Source organism: Daejeonella sp., from assembly GCF_044348475.1.
In the GTDB taxonomy this organism is placed as follows: Bacteria; Bacteroidota; Bacteroidia; order Sphingobacteriales; family Sphingobacteriaceae; genus Daejeonella.
On sequence record NZ_JBIKSU010000019.1, the window covers coordinates 20016 to 37802 of the forward strand.

The following is a 17787-nucleotide window of genomic DNA, read 5'->3' on the forward strand; positions in this document are numbered from 1 at the left end:
TTTATTATATGCTTGTATGTTTAAGAAACTCAACCGATAAGTTATCACTCCTAACTGATCTTTAAGCTGTTAACTCCTCATAAGCAGCAGTTAAACTCCTTTGTATACCCTGACCCTGAAATTCTTCAGCACCCGGAATACTAACTACTTTTAGGATATCATCTTTAGACTTACCTGATTTAATCTCATTTTTAACAAAAACCAGAAGCTTTTCAAGATAGTTCTGCATTGCTTTTAAATCTTCCTTATTTCCAGTAACCTTCTCTGGATCTAATGAATGTCCAAAAACAAATAATGTATCATTATCATATTTAGCTATCGCTTTTTCAAGCACTTCGGTCCAGCTCTGAATATTAGCTCCTGCACTCCTATCAATAAAAGGATAACGTCTGTTAAACATCAGATCGCCCATATGGGCGATATTAGCATCCTGAAAATGAACAATGATATCACCATTGGTATGGGCAGCTCCAAAATAGTGTGCCTGAATACGTTCAGAGCCTACTTTAGCCTTCCATTGATCTTGAAATACCGTATCAGCAAACAACTGTTTATCTTCAGATTTTTGTGCAGCTGCTGTTTTTTGATGATTGGAAAGACAATTTACATGCCCGACTACTTTTTCAGCTAAGCCTTTAAAGGCAATATTACCACCGGTATGATCACCATGATGATGGGTATTGATTAAATATTGAACTGGTTTTTCTGATCCTTTTTTTAATTCAGCAATGAGGTGCATTGCTGGATCCTGAAATTGAGTATCCACAACTACCATTCCTGAACTATTTGACAACCAGGCAATTGTTCCACCCTGCTCGGTAAATATGCCCACATTATTTCTAAGCAAACTGAACTTATATTTTGGTTGCAATAAACTATCAGCAAAGGTTTGATGAGAAGATAAGGCTATCATTCCAAGTGACAGACCTGCATGTTGTATGAATTTTCTACGTTGCATCCAATTAAGATTTTTATGTTAAAAATAACTATAGTTTAAAAATCAATATAATTACTAAATCATTTTCAAATTATGCTTTCAATGATACTGAGCAAAGTTCTTTTACCTTTTCTACCACATAATCAATTTCTTCACGTGTATTTAATTTACTAAATGAAAACCTTACTGCAGGACGATCTGGGTTTGCATGTATACCATTTAAAACATGTGAGCCTATATTGGTTCCAGAACTGCAAGCACTTCCACCTGAAGCTGATATACCTGCAATATCCAGACTAAAAAGCAGCATTTCTGCCATTTCCATCTCAGGAAAAGATACATTCAAGACCGTATATAAACTTTTTTCAGGGACAGTTTCACCATTAAATTCTATTCCTGGAACATTTTTGACCAACTCTTCCATCATATAAGATTTAAGTCCCTGAATATATTCATGATGCTCTTCCATTTCCTGATATGCGATTTCCAGAGATTTTGCTAATCCAATGATTCCGTACACATTTTCAGTTCCTCCTCTCATATTTCTTTCTTGTGAACCACCAAAAATCATGGGCTTGATTTTTATAGCATGATTGATATAAAGGAAACCTACTCCTTTTGGCCCATGTAGCTTATGTGCAGCACAAACCAGAAAATGAACCTTTAATTTACTCAAATCATGAGAATAATGCCCCATGGTTTGAACCGTATCGCAATGATAAATAGCATTATATTGTTCACACAAGTGGCCTACCGCTTCAATATCTGTGAGCGTTCCCAATTCATTATTCGCATGCATCAATGAAACAAAGCTGCGTTCATTGGAATGCAACAATTCTTCTAGATGCTTGAAATCTACCAAACCTTTTGAATCGATATTAACATAACTTAAACGAATATCACCACTTTTTTCTAGAGCCTGAAGTGTATGTAGCACAGCATGATGTTCAATTATTGAAGTAATAGCATGTTTGATTCCGAGATCAATAATACCACATCGTATAGCCATATTATCTGCCTCTGTACCTCCTGAAGTAAAGAAAAATTCAGATGGTGATGCATGCAATAATCCTGCAACAGTTTTACGAGCCTTTTCAATATGTGTACGTACCTCACGTCCGTGAGAATGGATTGAAGATGGATTACCATAATCAGTTTCCATCACTTCGTACATTGCCTTTAACACTTCTTTATCAAAGGGTGTTGTTGCAGCATTATCTAGATATACACGCATTTCTAAAAATTATAACCGTATAAACAGTTTGCATAAGCCATTGGTAAAAACTATGCAAACCTGAAGAGAGTTTTTCGCTCCTGAATTTAAGCGATATTAATAAATTAAATAGACTATTCAGTCAGCCTTAATATTTCTTTTATATCTAAAATGATTTTTTGAGCCAGATTATCAGCAATAGTTTCTGAACTTCCTTCAGAGTATATTCTGATTATAGGCTCTGTATTTGACCTTCTGAGATGAACCCATTGATTATCAAATTCAATTTTCAATCCGTCAATTGTACTATGAGGTTGCATTTCGTATCGTTTTTCAACTTCAGCAAGCAATGCATCAATATCCATCTCAGGGGTGAGCGTAATCTTATTCTTTGAAATAAAGTAAGCTGGATAAGACGCTCTTAGAACAGAAACAGTCTGACCTTTCTTGGCTAAGTGGGTCAAAAACAAAGCGATTCCAACCAATGCATCGCGGCCATAATGCGATTCAGGATAAATTACTCCGCCATTACCTTCGCCACCTATTACTGCATTAGTTTCTTTCATTGCATTGACCACATTTACCTCACCTACAGCAGCTGCGGTATACGTACACCCGGCAGCTTCTGTTACATCTCGCAATGCACGGGTTGAAGATAAATTTGATACCGTATTTCCGGGAGTATGCATCAAAACATAATCAGAAACCGCAACAAGGGTATATTCTTCTCCAAACATTGATCCATCTTCACAAACAAAACATAAACGATCAACATCCGGATCAACGGCAATACCAAGATCCGCTTTTTTAGAAACTACCTCACGCGATAGATCAATCAGATTTTCTGGAAGAGGTTCTGGATTATGCGGAAATTCACCATTGGGTTCACAATAAAGTTTATGAATACTATTCACTCCTAATGCCTTGAGCAATGCAGGAACAAAAATACCTCCTGATGAATTAACACAGTCAATCACCACCTTGAAATCTGCTTTTCGAATGGCATCTACATCAACAAGTGGTAATGCCAGAACTTTATCTATATGTTTTTGAAGATAACTATCATCGTAAACTACAGAACCAAGGCTGTTAACTTCTGAGTATTCAAGATCTGTTTTTTCGGCCATCTCAAGTACCCATTGACCATCCAGATCAGAAATAAACTCTCCTTTTTGATTAAGAAGTTTTAAGGCATTCCATTGTTTTGGATTATGGCTTGCGGTAAGAATGATGCCACCGCCTGCATGCTCGTCAGGAACGGCTAGTTCAACAGTTGGAGTGGTAGAAAGCCCAAGATCAACAACATCGATCCCGATGCTCTGAAGAGTTCCTACAACCAGATTTCTGACCATTTCGCCAGATATCCTAGCATCTCTGCCAATTACTATTTTTTTCTTACCAGAGTTTGCAATAACCCATTGACCAAAGGCTGTTGTAAATTTAATGATGTCAGGGGGTGTTAAATTATTGCCTGATATACCACCTATAGTACCTCTGATACCCGAGATTGATTTGATTAAAGCCACTTTATTAAATTAATGGTTCAAAAATAACAAATCCATTGTATACACGAACTGTAAAAAGGTAAATGTATATATTTGCGATATAATTCTGATACCTGCATATGCCAAAAAAGTGGTTTCAAAACTGGTTTAGTTCTCCATATTACCATATCTTGTATCATCAAAGAAATGACGAAGAAGCTGAATTTTTTATAGATAATCTTTGCAACTTTCTTAAGCCAGTTGAAAATTTTAGGCTACTTGATATTGCATGTGGCCGCGGAAGGCATTCAGTGTACCTAAATAAAAAAGGATATGATGTAACGGGTATAGATCTTTCAAATGCAAGTATAAAATTTGCTCAGCAATTTGAAAATGAGAATCTGCAATTCTACGTTCATGATATGCGAAATTCATTTTATATTAACTATTTCAATATTGCATTTAACCTCTTTACTAGTTTTGGATATTTTGAAACAGAAAAAGATCATTTAAACGCACTCAGCGCATTTAATAAATCATTGAAAAGATCCGGCATATTAGTATTGGATTATTTCAACAGCGAAAAAATTGTACAAAATCTGGCCCATCAGGAAGTAAAACAGGTGGATGGAATAGAATTTTATATCACTAAGAAAGTAGTAAATGGAAATATCATAAAAAGCATTTCCTTTGAACATAAGAGTAAAAATTTTTCATTTAAGGAAGAAGTAAAGGCATTCAGCAAAAGTGATTTTGAAAGAATGTTTGAAAAAAGTGGCTTCAAGGTTTTGGAACACTTTGGTGATTATGCATTAAATCCATTCAATGAAATCAAATCTGACCGTTTAATTTTTATTTGCCAAAAAGCCGATGCTTGAACAATTAATTCAGTTTGATCAGAACCTATTTTTTACCATTAACCATGGTTTAAGCAATTCGTTTTTTGATTGGCTCATGCCAGCACTCAGAAATCGTTTTTTCTGGACACCCTTATATCTGTTCATTATTATATTTTCAATCCGTAATTATGGAAAACAAGGCTGGATAATGATATTATTTTTAGCACTTACCTTTGGATGCACTGATTTTATTTCCTCTTCACTAATAAAACCAACCGTTCAAAGGCTCAGACCTTGTAATGACCCTGAAATTAAATCAGATGTTAAAAATTTAGTTGATTGTGGTAGCGGCTATAGCTTTCCATCATCACATGCATCTAATCATTTTGGATTGGCAGTGTTTTTAATAGTGCTATTTTTTTCGAAATGGAAGCTAATTTTGCCCATGGGGTTATTATGGGCAGCATCTATAAGTTTCGCACAGGTGTATGTTGGCGTTCACTATCCTATTGATATACTCGCGGGGGCAATGCTTGGCGGAATGATTGGATTTATTATGGGTAAAATTTTATTGGCAAGTAAAACATTCGGAACATGGAATCCTGGCAACTGATACTTCTTTTCGGCAGTTCTTTATTGGGCGGATTGGGAATATTTTTATTTAAAAAAGACAATTCAAACCGTTTAAAACTGGTTTTATCTTTCAGTGGTGCTTATTTATTCGCAATTACAGTATTGCATTTGATGCCCGACGTTTACTCTTCGGGAAATCCTCAGATTGGTCTGTTTATTCTCGGTGGTTTTCTACTTCAGATTTTCATGGAGCAATTTTCTGAAGGAATTGAGCACGGTCACATTCACAAACATAGCCATCAGCACTTTGTTTTCCCTTTAGGTATTATGATCAGCCTTTGTTTACACGCATTTCTTGAGGGCATGCCATTAGCCAAAGGGCAACATAAAGAACTGGTTTATGGAATTGCATTGCATCATATTCCAGCAGCATTCGCATTGGGAAGCGTTCTAATGGAGAATAAATTAAGCAAATTCTCTATATCCTCTCTATTGATATTATTTGCTCTGATGAGCCCTTTAGGTTACTGGCTAAGTTTCGAGATTGGGCAAGGAGCCATAGGCAATATTGAAGTCTATTTTGACCGAATAATGGGCGTAGTGATTGGAATATTTCTTCATATTTCTACCACTATATTGTTCGAATCAAGTGTAGATCATAAATTTAATTTGAAAAAGGTAGTTGCTGTTCTACTTGGAGTTAGTATTGCCCTGGCAGGTTTTTTTATCCATTAGGGGGTTGTAGGTTATAGGTTGTAGGTTATAAGTTATATTGCAAACTGACAACTGACAACTGACAACTGACAACTGACAACTGACAACTGACAACTGACAACTGATCCCTATCCCCTCATTTTATCAAGCAGATCACTCAATATGCCGGCTTCTGCGCTATTGATATTTTTATCGAGAATGTTCTTAGATGACATTTCAACATCTAATTTTAGTAAAAGATCCAAGCCCTTTTGTGTAATCAGAATATCAGCTGCACGCCGGTCTTTACTATTAATAAAACGTATAACCAATTCTTTTTGTACCAAGCGATCTACAATTCTTGAAGCATCAGACATCTTATCCAACATTCGCTCCTTCAACATATTAATAGTTGCCGGATTGGGGTGTTGTCCGCGTAAAATTCGAAGAACATTATATTGCTGTAGGGTAATTTTATACTTATTAAGCTGTTGTTTAAGTAAATTAGTTATCCAGCCATAGGTATAGATCAGGTTAATGATCGCCTTGTGATGATTATTTTCAAACTTAGTACTAAAAATTTCTTTCTCTATTTCCATAATACTGAAAAAAAGCTACCAGTGGAAGCTGAAAATTTACAAAAAGTAGGTTATTTATCTTTTGATGATGTTTTTTTATCTTCCTGCCCATATTTCCAGGGGCAGTGTCTGCATTTATTTTTACAGCAATTCCCTCTTTTCAAATGGTAAGTCTCAGTAAAAACAAGATTCCCCTCTTGATCTAGGTAGTAATCAATATTTTCAATCAGCATGATTCAACAATTTTACCACTAATTTATCTTTAAAATGCTCTTTTAGGTAGGTCCCATTACCATGCAATGTCCAAACTTGACTAGGATTTACCTCTTTTAGCATAGTGAGTATGTCATTCCAATCAACATGGTCAGAGATCAATAAAGACAGATCATTATTTAGTTGAAGTTTCATCCATCCAGAGGCAAATGCTCTGACAACATTTTTAGCTCTTATATAGCTATTAAAGGTTAAAGGAGGCACTATATAAACTAGATTCATATCAGGTTGCTTCATTTGCTTTCTGTTATAAAGCTCATATTTACCTGGACTATATCCAAAAGATTCATAAATCTTATTCAGACTATAAATGGAGTGATGTACTAGTGTAGTTCGTTGCTGACAATGATCTGTAATCAGTTTGGAAATTCTTTGCGCCTTACCTAATGAATATGCTCCTAACAATACATTGTGATTGAAAGCATTCAGCTTCATGATCTCTTTTATTGCATTAGGATGCTGCACAGATGGATTCGCAAATGTAGTTTCAGTGACCAATACATCTGCTTTTACAAATTCGATTCTTTCACAAGTTGGATCTTCCTGCAGCTTATAATCTCCTGTATATAAATATCTTATGCCCAAGTATTCTAATAAAATCTGCGCTGATCCGAGAATATGACCTGCAGGAATAAAGCTAATTTTTACCCCATTCAACTCAAAAACCTCCGACCATGTGTAGATATGAAAGTTCTTCCCTGCTTGCTTATGATACCGATGTCGAATAATTGCAGCACTGGCAGCTGTACAATATAAATTTACATTACCCCTTACTGCATGGTCGCCATGTGCATGAGATATGACTGCGTGATCAACTGCTTTTTTGGGGTCAAGATAAAAATCTCCTATGCTGCAATACAAGCCATTTTCTGTAAGCGTTAAAAAGTCTTCAATGATCATGATTGCTTACCAATTGTGTGGAAATGCTGATCTAATGCTAATATTTGGGGTATCAATAGCTGACTTTCATCATTGAATAGAATATGATCTGCTAGTTTGATCTTTTGTTCATCACTGAATTGTCTTTTCATTCTCAGCACTATTTCATCGTGACTAATTGCATCTCTTGCAATAACCCTACGCATCCTGGATTCTTCAGGCGAAACTACCAATACAGACAAATCGCACATGGTATACGATTTAGTTTCAAATAAGAGTGCAGCTTCTTTAATAATGTATGGGGCATCATGATGAATGGCAATCCATTGATCAAAGGCCCTGAATACAGCAGGATGAACTAAGGCATTTAATTTATTTAGCTCAGACTCATTATTAAAAACAATAGATGATAGGTATGCTCTATTTAAATCTCCATTTTTTGAATATGATTTTTCGCCAAATGCTTTCAGGATCTCTTCCTTTAACACAGGATCAGTATTCATGATCAATTTTGCAACAGTATCGGCATAAAAAATTGGGATACCCAATAATTCAAAAACTCTACAGACGGTTGTTTTACCGCTTCCTATACCACCTGTTATACCAATTTTCAGCATCACTTTTGAATGATAAAATCAATGTTTTGGGGTTCAATCTTCACTAATTTGCAGAATTCTGGAAACTTACTTACTACCAGTGGCAATTGTACATAGCCTTTTGATTTCCAATTATTTAAATCTGCACTAACTTCAAAATCTCCCCGCTCTATGTTTGAATAATTACTCAATGTTGTAAGAAATGTAATCTTAACTTTATCGGGTAGTAACTTTACATTTCTGAATTCATTATTATTAAGCAGCACTATTGGCACATCCATTACTTTTTCGGTGTACTCATCAACCATCAGCCTTAAATCAACCAGTTTAGGATAAATATTGATATTAGCTTTCAGAGGCTTCTGCAATGCTATTTTGCTACTTAAATTACTATTGATATTTTTTAGCTTCAGTGTATCTGTATACCAATAATCAATCTTTTCAAGTTCATTTAATGGTCCAGTAACCGTTACATAAGATGGAGATATCTGTACTGTATCTGAAATACCGTAATGATTTTCAAAGCGAATATCATAGTTAAGGCGAATAGGAATTTTTTTAACTGCACGTGATGAAAAATCAAAATATAAGGTATCTGGACGTACATTTACTACTTTCTGAGCAGATTCAAACTGCTTGTTAATAGTAGTCAGCTGATCAGAAAGATTAATAAATGTTTGCGTTTTAAGTTTTTCAAGATCAACATTAACAGATTGAGGGTTTATCCGCAGTTTAGAGAATAACAATTGCCAACCTGTACCTTCTACCTGCAGATCTATCGTATCTGATTGTAATGAATGAAAGGCCTTATTATCAGGAAAGTTTACATAATGAACCAGAGTTTGGACCTGATAAACATACCTATTTGAAAGTGCAAAGAACATCCATGCTCCAACTGCAAATAAAAGGCAGACGAAAAAAAGTGAAATACGGCGACGTTCAACTTTACTGAATTTTATGAATGGCATATTTAACTATCGTTTATCAAATTTAGTTAAATAAAAACGCCGCCTCCAAAAGAAGCGGCGATCAACTAATTTAAATTCAAAATTATTTAGTAGCCGTGGGGCTAAGTGCTTTAGAAGATTCCAAAGACACTGAAGATTTTTCAAAACGGATTTTTGTACCGCTCTCCACTTCTATTAGAAATGTTGAATCATTCATCTCTACAATTTTACCATGAATTCCTGATGTTGTGATCACTTTATCACCCTTTTTTAATTCTTCAACAAATTTTTTATGATCCTTAGCTTTTTTCATTTGTGGGCGTATCATAAAAAAGTAAAACACCACAATAATAAGCAGCATTGGTAAAAACTGCCCGATCTGTTCCATATTCATATTATATTCTATTTGGTTTAAAATTAATTTGGTGCCAAAACATTACCCAATATATTTAATTCGGTAAGTGATGGAACTGTATTTGCTGTTATACTAACGATTTTATTTTGCATACCTGCTTTGCCAGCACTGTTAAATACTACTCGGATTAGCCCTTCTGCTCCTGGGGCAACTGGCTCTTTAGGATACTCAGGAATTGTACACCCACAGGTTGCAGTTGCACTACTGATAATTAGAGGACTATTCCCAATATTCTTAAATTTAAAATCATATGTTACTTTTTCGCCTTCTTTAATCTCACCAAAATCATATACTTCCTTTTCGAATTTAAATGCAGGCGCATTGGCAGTATCTGCTGTAGCAACTGTTGTCTGTTCCTGAGACTGAGTAGAATGATCAGCTTCAGTTGAATTTTGATTAGTACATGCTGCTAATAAAGACAGACACATGATTGATAAAAATACTTTTTTCATCTACTTGTTTTTTAATTGCTCGATTGACCTCAGATAAATTGTGTTGAACTATAAATATTCGTCTGTGGCTGTGCTAAATCATACTATTTTACATTTTTATTTATTCTAGCAAGCCTCTTCCTACCTTCTGTACTTTTCCTGATGCTTTAAGATCCACTAAAATTTTATCTAAAATACCGTTTATAAATGAATTGCTTTTAGGAGTACTGAATTCTTTTGAAATTTCAATGTATTCATTCATGGTAACCTTTATTGGAATAGATGAAAAGTGAATCAGTTCGGTTATGGCCATTCGCATTAATAATGTATCCATCAATGCAATCCTTTCTGAATCCCAGTTTTTAGTTTTCAGAGCTATAAGTTCCTGATATTCTTTTTCAAAGACTATTACCTTTTTAAACAGATCAATCAAATAAGGACGGTCTTCATCCCAATTAGGGCAAATCTGTGCAAGTTTATTATCGGTTGGAACCGTACTTGAAAAATTCTTGAATGTCTTAGCAACCAATGCCTGAAGAACATCCTTATCAACCGGCCAATTAATGAATTTTTCTTCGAATATCTGTTCTATACCCGGCGATTTTAGAATCAATTTTTTGAAAATATATTTGATGATATCTTTATCAGACTGGATAGTATGTTCTTTTAGATTTAAAAAAGAGGTGTACTCTTCTGAGGCTTTTAATGTTATAAAAATAGATTTACAGACCTCTGGATCAAAATCCCATGATATTTTATACTTTTTAACAGCTGCTTGATATTCAATATTTTGCTTTAAAGAAACTATAAAGAGGTTGTTTTGAATCTTAATACTTGCATTCAGATCTTCTTCTGAAGGCAAATACTTATTTGCCCGCTCTTCTGCATCAATGATACTATAATCTGCAACTTCTACAAGCAAGGATAAAAGCCAGTTATACATTTCATAAACTTGATCAACACTTTGCAATAATGCTTTTTCGTAAGGCAAAATTTCCTTAACATGCGATTGTTGATATGAATACAATACCTGTAACGCTTTAACCCTCAGATGCCTTCTGTTTAACATGTATAAGAACGATTTTATTTTTTAATACCTATTAATCAATAGGATGCTTTTATTTTTCTGATATCCTCAATACGTTTTTCAGCAATTTTATTTGCTGCTTCGTTTGTTGGGATATTCTCAAGTTTTGATTTCTGTAATACTCTTCTGGTGGCATCATAAATATTTTCGGCCATTTGTAGCGTTTTCTTTTTATTGAACCCAGCAATTTCGGAGTAACAATTGATTAGTCCACCGGCATTGATCAGATAATCTGGTGCATACATGATCCCTTTCTCCAATAACATGGAACCATGTATTACTTCATCAGCAAGCTGATTATTAGCCGATCCGGCTATAATCGAACATTTTAAACGGTTTATAGTTTCTGTATTTACCGTGGCACCAAGGGCGCAAGGTGAATAAATATCAATATCCAAATCAAAAAGATTGTTGTTTGCTACTGCAGTGGCCCCATATTTTTTAGCAACCTGACGCAAACGGTCTTCATCTATATCACTGATATACACTTTAGCATTCTCATTTCTGAGAAGTCCAACTAGATTTTCTCCAACTTGCCCTATTCCCTGAACGGCAATTGACTTTCCGGCCAAACTATCATTACCAAAATGTTCTTTTAAACAGGCTTTGATACCCATAAAAACCCCTTTGGCAGTTACCGGCGATGGATCACCACTACCACCAATTGATTCAGGAATTCCTGTTACATGTTTGGTTTCCATACGGATAAATTCCATATCCCTTGGATTAGTACCTACATCTTCTGCAGTAATAAAGGAGCCATTCAAATTTTCAATAAAACGACCAAAGCGTCGCATCAGAGCTTCTGATTTATGTAATCGGCTATCACCAATGATCACCGCCTTGCCACCACCAAGATTTAAACCTGTGATTGCCGACTTGTAGGTCATGCTTCGTGATAAACGCAATACATCTTGCAAGGCTTCGTATTCAGACTTGTATGGCTGCATCCGGGTTCCTCCCAATGCAGGCCCAAGGGTGGTATCATGGATTGCAATAATAGCCTTTAAGCCAGTACTGGGATCACTGCAATACACTACTTTTTGATGTCCAAAAGCATCAAGCTGACTAAAAACTGAATGTTCATCAAATTTAGATACTATCATGTTACCTGCCTGACTTTAGGCCACAAAAGTAGTAAAAATTCCAAACTATGCCCCAAATCAAAATTCTTAATCATTTTAAAGTAAAATTATGTTCTCGCTTTTTCACCATTCAAGAACCTGGGCGGCTTGAATTAAAATAGCCGAACCAGAAATAAATTACTCTAGTATGATTTCATTCTTATTCCGAATAAACGAGTTTAATTCATAAAATTTTAGAGTGTAACTTTCTGAAATCATGAACATGAATTAAACCGAAATCTAAAATTTAAAACATATAAGCTACAACATTAATGCCTATTTTTGCCACTCAAGGATCAGATGAAAGAACTGGCATATCTCAATAAATTTTTTTACACCTATCGCTGGCGCTTTTTACCAGGGGTTTTGTTTGTAATAATTTCGAATCTGTTTGCTGTGCTTCCAGCACAAGTGATTCGTATTGCCTTTGATCTTGTCAATGAAAATATAGCTATTTATAGGCTTTTTAATGGCTTTGAAAAGCAAGCACTCATCGCAACTATTTTTGGACAAAGTTTGTTGTTTTTTGGCCTGATTGTACTTGCTCTTGCTCTGCTCAGAGGCATTTTTCTTTTTTTCATGAGGCAAACTATTATCCTGATGTCAAGGCATATCGAATATGATCTAAAAAATGAGATCTATCAGCATTATCAGAAGCTATCCATGGCTTTTTATCGCCGTAATAATACGGGCGACCTCATGAACAGGGTTACAGAAGATGTTAGCAGAGTAAGAATGTATCTCGGACCTGCCATCATGTACACCATCAACACAACAGTATTATTTATTCTAATCATTGTGGCGATGTTTAATGTAAATGCCAAACTCGCAATTTTTGCCTTGTTGCCCTTACCTCTTCTTGCAGTTACGATCTATTATGTTCATACCATCATCAATCAACGAAGTGAAAAAATACAGGAGCAGCTTTCATCGATGTCAAGCTTTGTGCAGGAAACATTTTCAGGAATAAGAGTGATCAAAGCCTACGTAAGAGAAGATGATATCCGGAAAAAATTCAATCAAGAAAGTGAGGATTACAAAACACATTCTATGTCACTTGTTCAGATTCAGGCTTTATTTTATCCGATGATGCTATTACTGGTTGGAGTAAGTACAATAATTACCGTTTATATCGGAGGTGTTGAAGTGATCAATGGAACAATTTCATCAGGCAATATCGCCGAATTTATTGTTTATGTTAATCAGCTTACTTTTCCTGTAACTTCACTAGGCTGGGTAACTTCATTGATCCAAAGAGCATCGGCTTCTCAGAAAAGAATCAATGAGTTTTTACAGACTCAACCAGAGATTATTTCTTCATCATCAGATAAAATTAAATTAAAAGGCGGAATTGAATTCAAGGACGTAAGCTTCACCTATCCGGATACCGGTATTCAGGCCATTAAAAACGTTTCATTTAAAGTGGATCCTGGGCAATTTATTGCAATTATTGGCCGAACAGGTTGCGGTAAATCAACCATCGCAAACTTATTAATGCGAATGTATGACGTTGATAAAGGCACTATTTTAATTGACAATAAAAAAGTTGAAGCGCTCAATCTGAACGCCTATCGAGACCAGATAGGTTTTGTACCGCAGGAGGTATTTCTTTTTTCGGATACGATTTTTAATAATATTGCCTTTGGCTTGTCAACAGTAGAATCTAATCAGGTAGAACAGGCAGCAAAAGATGCAGCTTTATATGATAATATAATAGGATTTGAAAAAAACTTTGAAACAATGATTGGGGAAAGGGGAATAACCCTTTCTGGCGGACAAAAACAAAGGCTCTCAATCGCAAGGGCGCTAATTAAAGAGCCAGAGATTCTTATTTTTGATGATTGCCTTTCTGCCATTGATACCCGCACTGAAGAAGAGATACTTAATAATCTGGGGCGATTAATGAAAAATAAAACCAGCATTTTAATTGCTCACCGGGTATCTTCAATAAAGAATGCAGATAAAATACTGGTTATGGATGGTGGCCAAATTATTGAGCAGGGTACTCATCATGAGCTGATGGCATTAAAAAAGATTTATTTCGAATTATTCGAAAAACAGCTTCTGGAAGAGCAGATACCTGCATGATTGCACCTTTAAAAAAAATGCCTGAAGCGTAGACATCATAATAGTTCAGGAATTCAGAAGTCATGACCATTCGTTTTTAAAATATATCAACCCTAAAAAAAATCAATTTGTTACTTTCCGAATATCTATTATATTTACCTCAAGAAACTAAAAAAAACAATGGGAGATTTCGACAATAAAGAAAGAGAAGAGGTTTTTTCGAAGAAGGTAAGAGCAGGGAAGCGCACCTACTTTTTCGATGTTAAAGCTACACGTTCAAATGATTATTATGTAACCGTAACAGAAAGTAAGAAACGTTTGGAAGATGGTGTTTTTATAAAGCATAAGATCTTTCTTTACAAAGAAGACTTTGAAAAGTTTGCAGAAGGCTTGAAAGAAACCATTGATTACATCAAAGCTAATCAGGAAGTTGTTGAAAAACGATACGAATATTCAGAGAATCATACAGAGCAAACTAAAGCAGATGATGATTTCTCATTTGAAATATAAAAATTTCAAAATAGAGTCTATTAAAAAGGCCCCGATTCATATCCTTGAATCGGGGCCTTTAATTTTAGTTCTATTTTTTATGCTGAAGCCAGCTGATCATTTATTTGAATGCCCCTTTTTATAATGCTCTAATAATAAATCTCCTCCAAAGTCATGCATTAAATCACGCACTACTGAATGCACATGATTAGCATTATTCTGTGTATTATCGTATTCAATTATAATGGTAGGACCCTGAATTCGGTAATATGCTCCCTTGCCAATAACTGGCTTTGTATGGCCTGCCCATGAAAACCAAACATTATCCAACCCCGCTTTGCGAATATCACTCATCATTTTTTCTGCAAGAGCAGGCTTATAGCGATGAACATAAATACTCATCAGCTGTAACATTAAAGATTGTTGTTCTTTTGACAATTCGGAATAGCTGATACCTACAGGTTTTCCTAGCATAGCGTTACGCTTGTTTAATGTCAAGATATCCGGAAATGCTGCAGTATCAATGATCGCCTTTTTAATTTGTGCATTGGAAAGAGCGTTTAATAAGGCAAAACCAACGTCCGACTCCTGTTTCAAAACTTGCTTACCGGCCATTGGCCCATTAAGTACAATGGCTGGGTTACTTCCAAGAAATCCGGGGGTGCCTGCTACAAGAGTCTTTTTATTAAATGAGAAATTAAAAGAAATATGATGACCCTCAAAACGCCAACCCCAAATGGTTTTTGATGAGGGTGTACCAAAAATTGTAAAGTGGTAATTACCCGGATCACGCCATTTATCTTCCGGTTTTCTTTTTTCCAATTCTTTTAACACGTTTTCTAATTGCATGATATCTTTCGTCTTTTGGAAGGTATCGCCTCCAAGGCAAGATTTCAACAGATCATAAGCCGTTTCTTGCTGTGCTCGGTTCATTTCATTAAATGTGATCCCCCTCCTCTCTTTTGGCACAAAATGAAAATTATAGCGCTCTTGGGTATCAAATGCAAAAACAGATTCTGTTTTCTGGGCATCATTAAGCAATGAAATAAAACGATTGGCAAGAGAAACCGCATCTTGGCCCAAGGCGATAGTCTGAATTAAAATCAATAAAATCAGCAAAATAATGGGCTTCTTCATATTTCTCTATATTTTTTAAAAAAATCCGACAATTAATATTAAATACATGCAATTAATTGAACTATTGAGTAAATGATAACTTATTTCAACATAAATATAGGGAATCAGTTTAATTCATTTATGTAGAAGGTTATTATATTGTTTTTCATATTTCTTACCAAATCAAACTATTAAACCAAATCAAACAGAAAACCTAGCGCAGTTCAATCAAAATGACTTAATCATTAATAAATCAATAATAAGAGAATGAATATTTAACGATTTAAAAATTATACTACGAATAGGCAAACCGATTTTTTAAAAACAGTAATCAATTTCTGGAATATGATATTAAAATTAAATTTCGGTCAGAAAAACTTCTAAGAGCATACTATTAGGCTATCATATAAAGCAAAAATGTTTTAAATGAGATAGTTTTTGTTAAAACAGCGACATTTTAGCCAAAGCTGATTAATTACTTTAGTTCCTGACACATTTGTTTTAAACTAGTTAATTTATTAGCCTGGAATGAATAGAAAACTAAGAATGGGGATGATAGGTGGAGGAAAGGGTGCTTTTATTGGAGCCATTCACCGCATAGCTGCCAATATGGACGGCATGATCGATCTAGTTTGTGGGGCGCTGAGTACGAGTCCGGTAAATGCAGATGAAAGTGGCCGAATGCTGTTTCTTGAAGAGAGCAGAATCTACCACAGCTTTGAAGATATGATCATCAAAGAAAGTCAGCTTTCTGCAGATCAGCGCATGGATTTTGTAAGCATAGTAACTCCAAATCATGCCCATTTTGCACCGGCAATGATGGCCCTAGATCATGGTTTCCATGTGGTAATAGATAAACCCATCTCTTTTACATTGGATGAAGCCAAACAATTAAAGAAAAAGGTTGAACAAACCGGACTTTTATTACTGCTTACCCATACCTATGCTGGTTATCCTATGGTCAAGCAGGCTAAACAACTGGTTAAAGCCGGAGAGTTGGGTAAGATCAGAAAGATCTTAGTAGAATATCCTCAAGGGTGGTTAAGCCGCTTATCCGAAAAAGACAACAACCCACAGGCCGCATGGAGAACAGATCCTAAAAGATCGGGCAAAAGCGGATGTATGGGAGATATTGGAACACATGCAGCCCATCTAGCTGAATATATCAGCGGATTAAAAATCAGTAAGCTATGTGCCGACCTCAGTATTGTGGTTGATGGTAGATTATTAGATGATGATGGGAATGTGCTGCTTCGTTTCGACAATGGAGCTAATGGCGTGCTGGTAGCCTCACAGATAGCAGCAGGTGAAGAGAATGCCTTAAAAATTAGAGTGTATGGAGAAAATGGAGGCCTGGAATGGGCACAACAAGAACCCAATACGTTAATTTTAAAATGGCTGGATCAGCCGGTTCAGATCTTAAGAACGGGTGGTCATCATCTTTCAAATTATGCAGCCTTCAATAGCCGCACACCAGCAGGGCATCCTGAGGGCTATCTCGAAGCATTTGGCAATCTTTATCGGAATTTTGCCTTATGTCTTTCTGCCAGGATAGAGGGTACAACTCCTCCAGCTGAAGCACTTGATTTCCCATCAGTAGATGAAGGAATCAGAGGAATGGCTTTTATCGACAATGTGGTTAAAAGCAGTTCAAGTAATGAAAAATGGACAAATTTTGAAGTTTAATCTATAAAAAATGACTACAATAAAAGGACCCGGAATATTTCTTGCCCAGTTTTTAGGCGATGAAGCTCCCTTTAACAGCCTAGAATCAATATGTAAATGGGCAAAAAGCCTTGGTTATGCCGGAGTACAGATCCCAACCTGGGACCCCCGTTGCATTGATCTTCAAAAGGCAGCAGAAAGCAAGACCTATGCTGATGAGATTAAGGGATTAGTAAATGAATGTGGTTTAGAGATCACCGAGCTATCTACCCACTTACAGGGACAGCTAGTGGCTGTAAACCCGGCCTATGATCTTCTATTTGATGGCTTTGCCCCTGCATCGGTACACAACAATCCTAAAGCACGTACCGAATGGGCCGT

19 protein-coding genes and 1 pseudogene are annotated in these 17787 nt (G+C 35.7%); 7 read left to right on the forward strand and 13 right to left on the reverse strand.

Going from position 1 to position 17787, the window contains the following annotated elements; translation table 11 throughout:
- Window positions 1-61 precede the first annotated feature (61 nt).
- The 3 genes from ACIQZ6_RS06460 to glmM all read right to left on the reverse strand — a co-directional run bounded on the left by ACIQZ6_RS06460 (window position 62) and on the right by glmM (window position 3676).
- A complete protein-coding gene (locus ACIQZ6_RS06460; protein WP_395809337.1) occupies window positions 62-958 on the reverse strand; it encodes an MBL fold metallo-hydrolase in 897 nt (298 codons plus the stop codon).
- 70 nt (window positions 959-1028) lie between these two features.
- The gene (locus ACIQZ6_RS06465) at window positions 1029-2171 is read right to left on the reverse strand and encodes a cysteine desulfurase family protein (protein WP_395809339.1); all 1143 of its coding nucleotides are present in this window, start codon (window positions 2169-2171) and stop codon (window positions 1029-1031) included.
- Between the two features lie 113 nt (window positions 2172-2284).
- Window positions 2285-3676, reverse strand: a complete 1392-nt coding sequence (gene glmM / locus ACIQZ6_RS06470) for a phosphoglucosamine mutase (protein ID WP_395809341.1) — start codon at window positions 3674-3676, stop codon at window positions 2285-2287.
- Window positions 3677-3774: 98 nt separating this feature from the next.
- Between glmM and ACIQZ6_RS06475 the strand changes: the two genes are divergently transcribed.
- The 3 genes from ACIQZ6_RS06475 to ACIQZ6_RS06485 are packed head-to-tail and all read left to right on the forward strand — an operon-like array spanning window position 3775 to window position 5781.
- Window positions 3775-4512 carry a class I SAM-dependent methyltransferase gene (locus tag ACIQZ6_RS06475; protein ID WP_395809343.1) on the forward strand — a complete coding sequence of 246 codons (738 nt, stop codon included), beginning with the start codon at window positions 3775-3777 and terminating at the stop codon, window positions 4510-4512.
- Window positions 4505-5086 carry a phosphatase PAP2 family protein gene (locus ACIQZ6_RS06480; protein ID WP_395809345.1) on the forward strand — a complete coding sequence of 194 codons (582 nt, stop codon included), beginning with the start codon at window positions 4505-4507 and terminating at the stop codon, window positions 5084-5086. Before ACIQZ6_RS06475 ends, ACIQZ6_RS06480 begins: the two co-directional genes overlap by 8 nt.
- A complete protein-coding gene (locus ACIQZ6_RS06485) occupies window positions 5068-5781 on the forward strand; it encodes a ZIP family metal transporter (RefSeq protein ID WP_395809347.1) in 714 nt (237 codons plus the stop codon). The genes ACIQZ6_RS06480 and ACIQZ6_RS06485 overlap by 19 nt, the downstream gene beginning before the upstream one ends.
- A 107-nt stretch (window positions 5782-5888) precedes the next feature.
- Here ACIQZ6_RS06485 and ACIQZ6_RS06490 read toward each other — a convergent pair whose 3' ends face one another.
- The 9 genes from ACIQZ6_RS06490 to ACIQZ6_RS06530 form a co-directional block, all read right to left on the reverse strand.
- Entirely contained in the window at window positions 5889-6338 is a 450-nt protein-coding gene (locus tag ACIQZ6_RS06490; RefSeq protein ID WP_395809349.1) for a MarR family winged helix-turn-helix transcriptional regulator, read from the reverse strand.
- Window positions 6339-6388: 50 nt separating this feature from the next.
- Entirely contained in the window at window positions 6389-6550 is a 162-nt protein-coding gene (locus ACIQZ6_RS06495; protein WP_395809351.1) for a DUF5522 domain-containing protein, read from the reverse strand.
- A complete protein-coding gene (locus ACIQZ6_RS06500) occupies window positions 6540-7490 on the reverse strand; it encodes an MBL fold metallo-hydrolase (RefSeq protein WP_395809353.1) in 951 nt (316 codons plus the stop codon). Before ACIQZ6_RS06500 ends, ACIQZ6_RS06495 begins: the two co-directional genes overlap by 11 nt.
- Window positions 7487-8086 (reverse strand): dephospho-CoA kinase, encoded by a 600-nt coding sequence (coaE, locus tag ACIQZ6_RS06505; protein WP_395809355.1) that lies wholly within the window; start codon window positions 8084-8086, stop codon window positions 7487-7489. Before coaE ends, ACIQZ6_RS06500 begins: the two co-directional genes overlap by 4 nt.
- Window positions 8086-9033: a YbbR-like domain-containing protein gene (locus ACIQZ6_RS06510; RefSeq protein WP_395809357.1), complete on the reverse strand. Its 948-nt coding sequence runs from the start codon at window positions 9031-9033 to the stop codon at window positions 8086-8088. The genes coaE and ACIQZ6_RS06510 overlap by 1 nt, the downstream gene beginning before the upstream one ends.
- An 82-nt stretch (window positions 9034-9115) precedes the next feature.
- Window positions 9116-9406: a preprotein translocase subunit YajC gene (gene yajC, locus ACIQZ6_RS06515; protein ID WP_395809359.1), complete on the reverse strand. Its 291-nt coding sequence runs from the start codon at window positions 9404-9406 to the stop codon at window positions 9116-9118.
- A gap of 23 nt (window positions 9407-9429) precedes the next feature.
- Complete coding sequence (locus tag ACIQZ6_RS06520) at window positions 9430-9879, reverse strand: DUF1573 domain-containing protein (RefSeq protein WP_395809361.1); 450 nt, start codon at window positions 9877-9879, stop codon at window positions 9430-9432.
- A 100-nt stretch (window positions 9880-9979) separates the two neighbouring features.
- A complete protein-coding gene (nusB, locus tag ACIQZ6_RS06525) occupies window positions 9980-10927 on the reverse strand; it encodes a transcription antitermination factor NusB (protein WP_395809363.1) in 948 nt (315 codons plus the stop codon).
- A gap of 35 nt (window positions 10928-10962) precedes the next feature.
- Window positions 10963-12051, reverse strand: a complete 1089-nt coding sequence (locus ACIQZ6_RS06530) for a Glu/Leu/Phe/Val dehydrogenase (protein WP_395809365.1) — start codon at window positions 12049-12051, stop codon at window positions 10963-10965.
- A 318-nt stretch (window positions 12052-12369) separates the two neighbouring features.
- On the opposite strand from ACIQZ6_RS06530, the gene ACIQZ6_RS06535 reads away from it, so the two are divergent.
- Together ACIQZ6_RS06535 and ACIQZ6_RS06540 are read left to right on the forward strand one after the other, a co-directional pair.
- Complete coding sequence (locus tag ACIQZ6_RS06535) at window positions 12370-14157, forward strand: ABC transporter ATP-binding protein (RefSeq protein WP_395809367.1); 1788 nt, start codon at window positions 12370-12372, stop codon at window positions 14155-14157.
- A 159-nt stretch (window positions 14158-14316) separates the two neighbouring features.
- The gene (locus ACIQZ6_RS06540) at window positions 14317-14646 is read left to right on the forward strand and encodes a DUF3276 family protein (RefSeq protein WP_395809369.1); all 330 of its coding nucleotides are present in this window, start codon (window positions 14317-14319) and stop codon (window positions 14644-14646) included.
- Window positions 14647-14742: 96 nt separating this feature from the next.
- On the opposite strand, the gene ACIQZ6_RS06545 is transcribed toward ACIQZ6_RS06540, so the two are convergent.
- Window positions 14743-15762 carry a DUF3500 domain-containing protein gene (locus ACIQZ6_RS06545; RefSeq protein ID WP_395809371.1) on the reverse strand — a complete coding sequence of 340 codons (1020 nt, stop codon included), beginning with the start codon at window positions 15760-15762 and terminating at the stop codon, window positions 14743-14745.
- Window positions 15763-16269: 507 nt separating this feature from the next.
- Between ACIQZ6_RS06545 and ACIQZ6_RS06550 the strand changes: the two genes are divergently transcribed.
- Both ACIQZ6_RS06550 and ACIQZ6_RS06555 read left to right on the forward strand, forming a co-directional pair.
- Window positions 16270-17427: a Gfo/Idh/MocA family protein gene (locus ACIQZ6_RS06550; RefSeq protein ID WP_395809372.1), complete on the forward strand. Its 1158-nt coding sequence runs from the start codon at window positions 16270-16272 to the stop codon at window positions 17425-17427.
- Between the two features lie 10 nt (window positions 17428-17437).
- Window positions 17438-17787, forward strand: a pseudogene (locus ACIQZ6_RS06555) (sugar phosphate isomerase/epimerase); the annotation flags it as partial.

Coding starts and splice junctions, on each gene's coding strand:
- ACIQZ6_RS06480 (WP_395809345.1), top strand. CDS start 4,505: ATGCTTGAACAATTAATTCAGTTTGATCAGAACCTATTTTTTACCATT.
- nusB (WP_395809363.1), bottom strand. CDS start 10,927: ATGTTAAACAGAAGGCATCTGAGGGTTAAAGCGTTACAGGTATTGTAT.
- ACIQZ6_RS06485 (WP_395809347.1), top strand. CDS start 5,068: ATGGAATCCTGGCAACTGATACTTCTTTTCGGCAGTTCTTTATTGGGC.
- ACIQZ6_RS06500 (WP_395809353.1), bottom strand. CDS start 7,490: ATGATCATTGAAGACTTTTTAACGCTTACAGAAAATGGCTTGTATTGC.
- ACIQZ6_RS06550 (WP_395809372.1), top strand. CDS start 16,270: ATGAATAGAAAACTAAGAATGGGGATGATAGGTGGAGGAAAGGGTGCT.
- coaE (WP_395809355.1), bottom strand. CDS start 8,086: ATGCTGAAAATTGGTATAACAGGTGGTATAGGAAGCGGTAAAACAACC.
- ACIQZ6_RS06540 (WP_395809369.1), top strand. CDS start 14,317: ATGGGAGATTTCGACAATAAAGAAAGAGAAGAGGTTTTTTCGAAGAAG.
- ACIQZ6_RS06490 (WP_395809349.1), bottom strand. CDS start 6,338: ATGGAAATAGAGAAAGAAATTTTTAGTACTAAGTTTGAAAATAATCAT.
- ACIQZ6_RS06460 (WP_395809337.1), bottom strand. CDS start 958: ATGCAACGTAGAAAATTCATACAACATGCAGGTCTGTCACTTGGAATG.
- ACIQZ6_RS06535 (WP_395809367.1), top strand. CDS start 12,370: ATGAAAGAACTGGCATATCTCAATAAATTTTTTTACACCTATCGCTGG.
- ACIQZ6_RS06475 (WP_395809343.1), top strand. CDS start 3,775: ATGCCAAAAAAGTGGTTTCAAAACTGGTTTAGTTCTCCATATTACCAT.
- ACIQZ6_RS06520 (WP_395809361.1), bottom strand. CDS start 9,879: ATGAAAAAAGTATTTTTATCAATCATGTGTCTGTCTTTATTAGCAGCA.
- yajC (WP_395809359.1), bottom strand. CDS start 9,406: ATGAATATGGAACAGATCGGGCAGTTTTTACCAATGCTGCTTATTATT.
- ACIQZ6_RS06530 (WP_395809365.1), bottom strand. CDS start 12,051: ATGATAGTATCTAAATTTGATGAACATTCAGTTTTTAGTCAGCTTGAT.
- ACIQZ6_RS06545 (WP_395809371.1), bottom strand. CDS start 15,762: ATGAAGAAGCCCATTATTTTGCTGATTTTATTGATTTTAATTCAGACT.
- ACIQZ6_RS06495 (WP_395809351.1), bottom strand. CDS start 6,550: ATGCTGATTGAAAATATTGATTACTACCTAGATCAAGAGGGGAATCTT.
- ACIQZ6_RS06465 (WP_395809339.1), bottom strand. CDS start 2,171: ATGCGTGTATATCTAGATAATGCTGCAACAACACCCTTTGATAAAGAA.
- ACIQZ6_RS06510 (WP_395809357.1), bottom strand. CDS start 9,033: ATGCCATTCATAAAATTCAGTAAAGTTGAACGTCGCCGTATTTCACTT.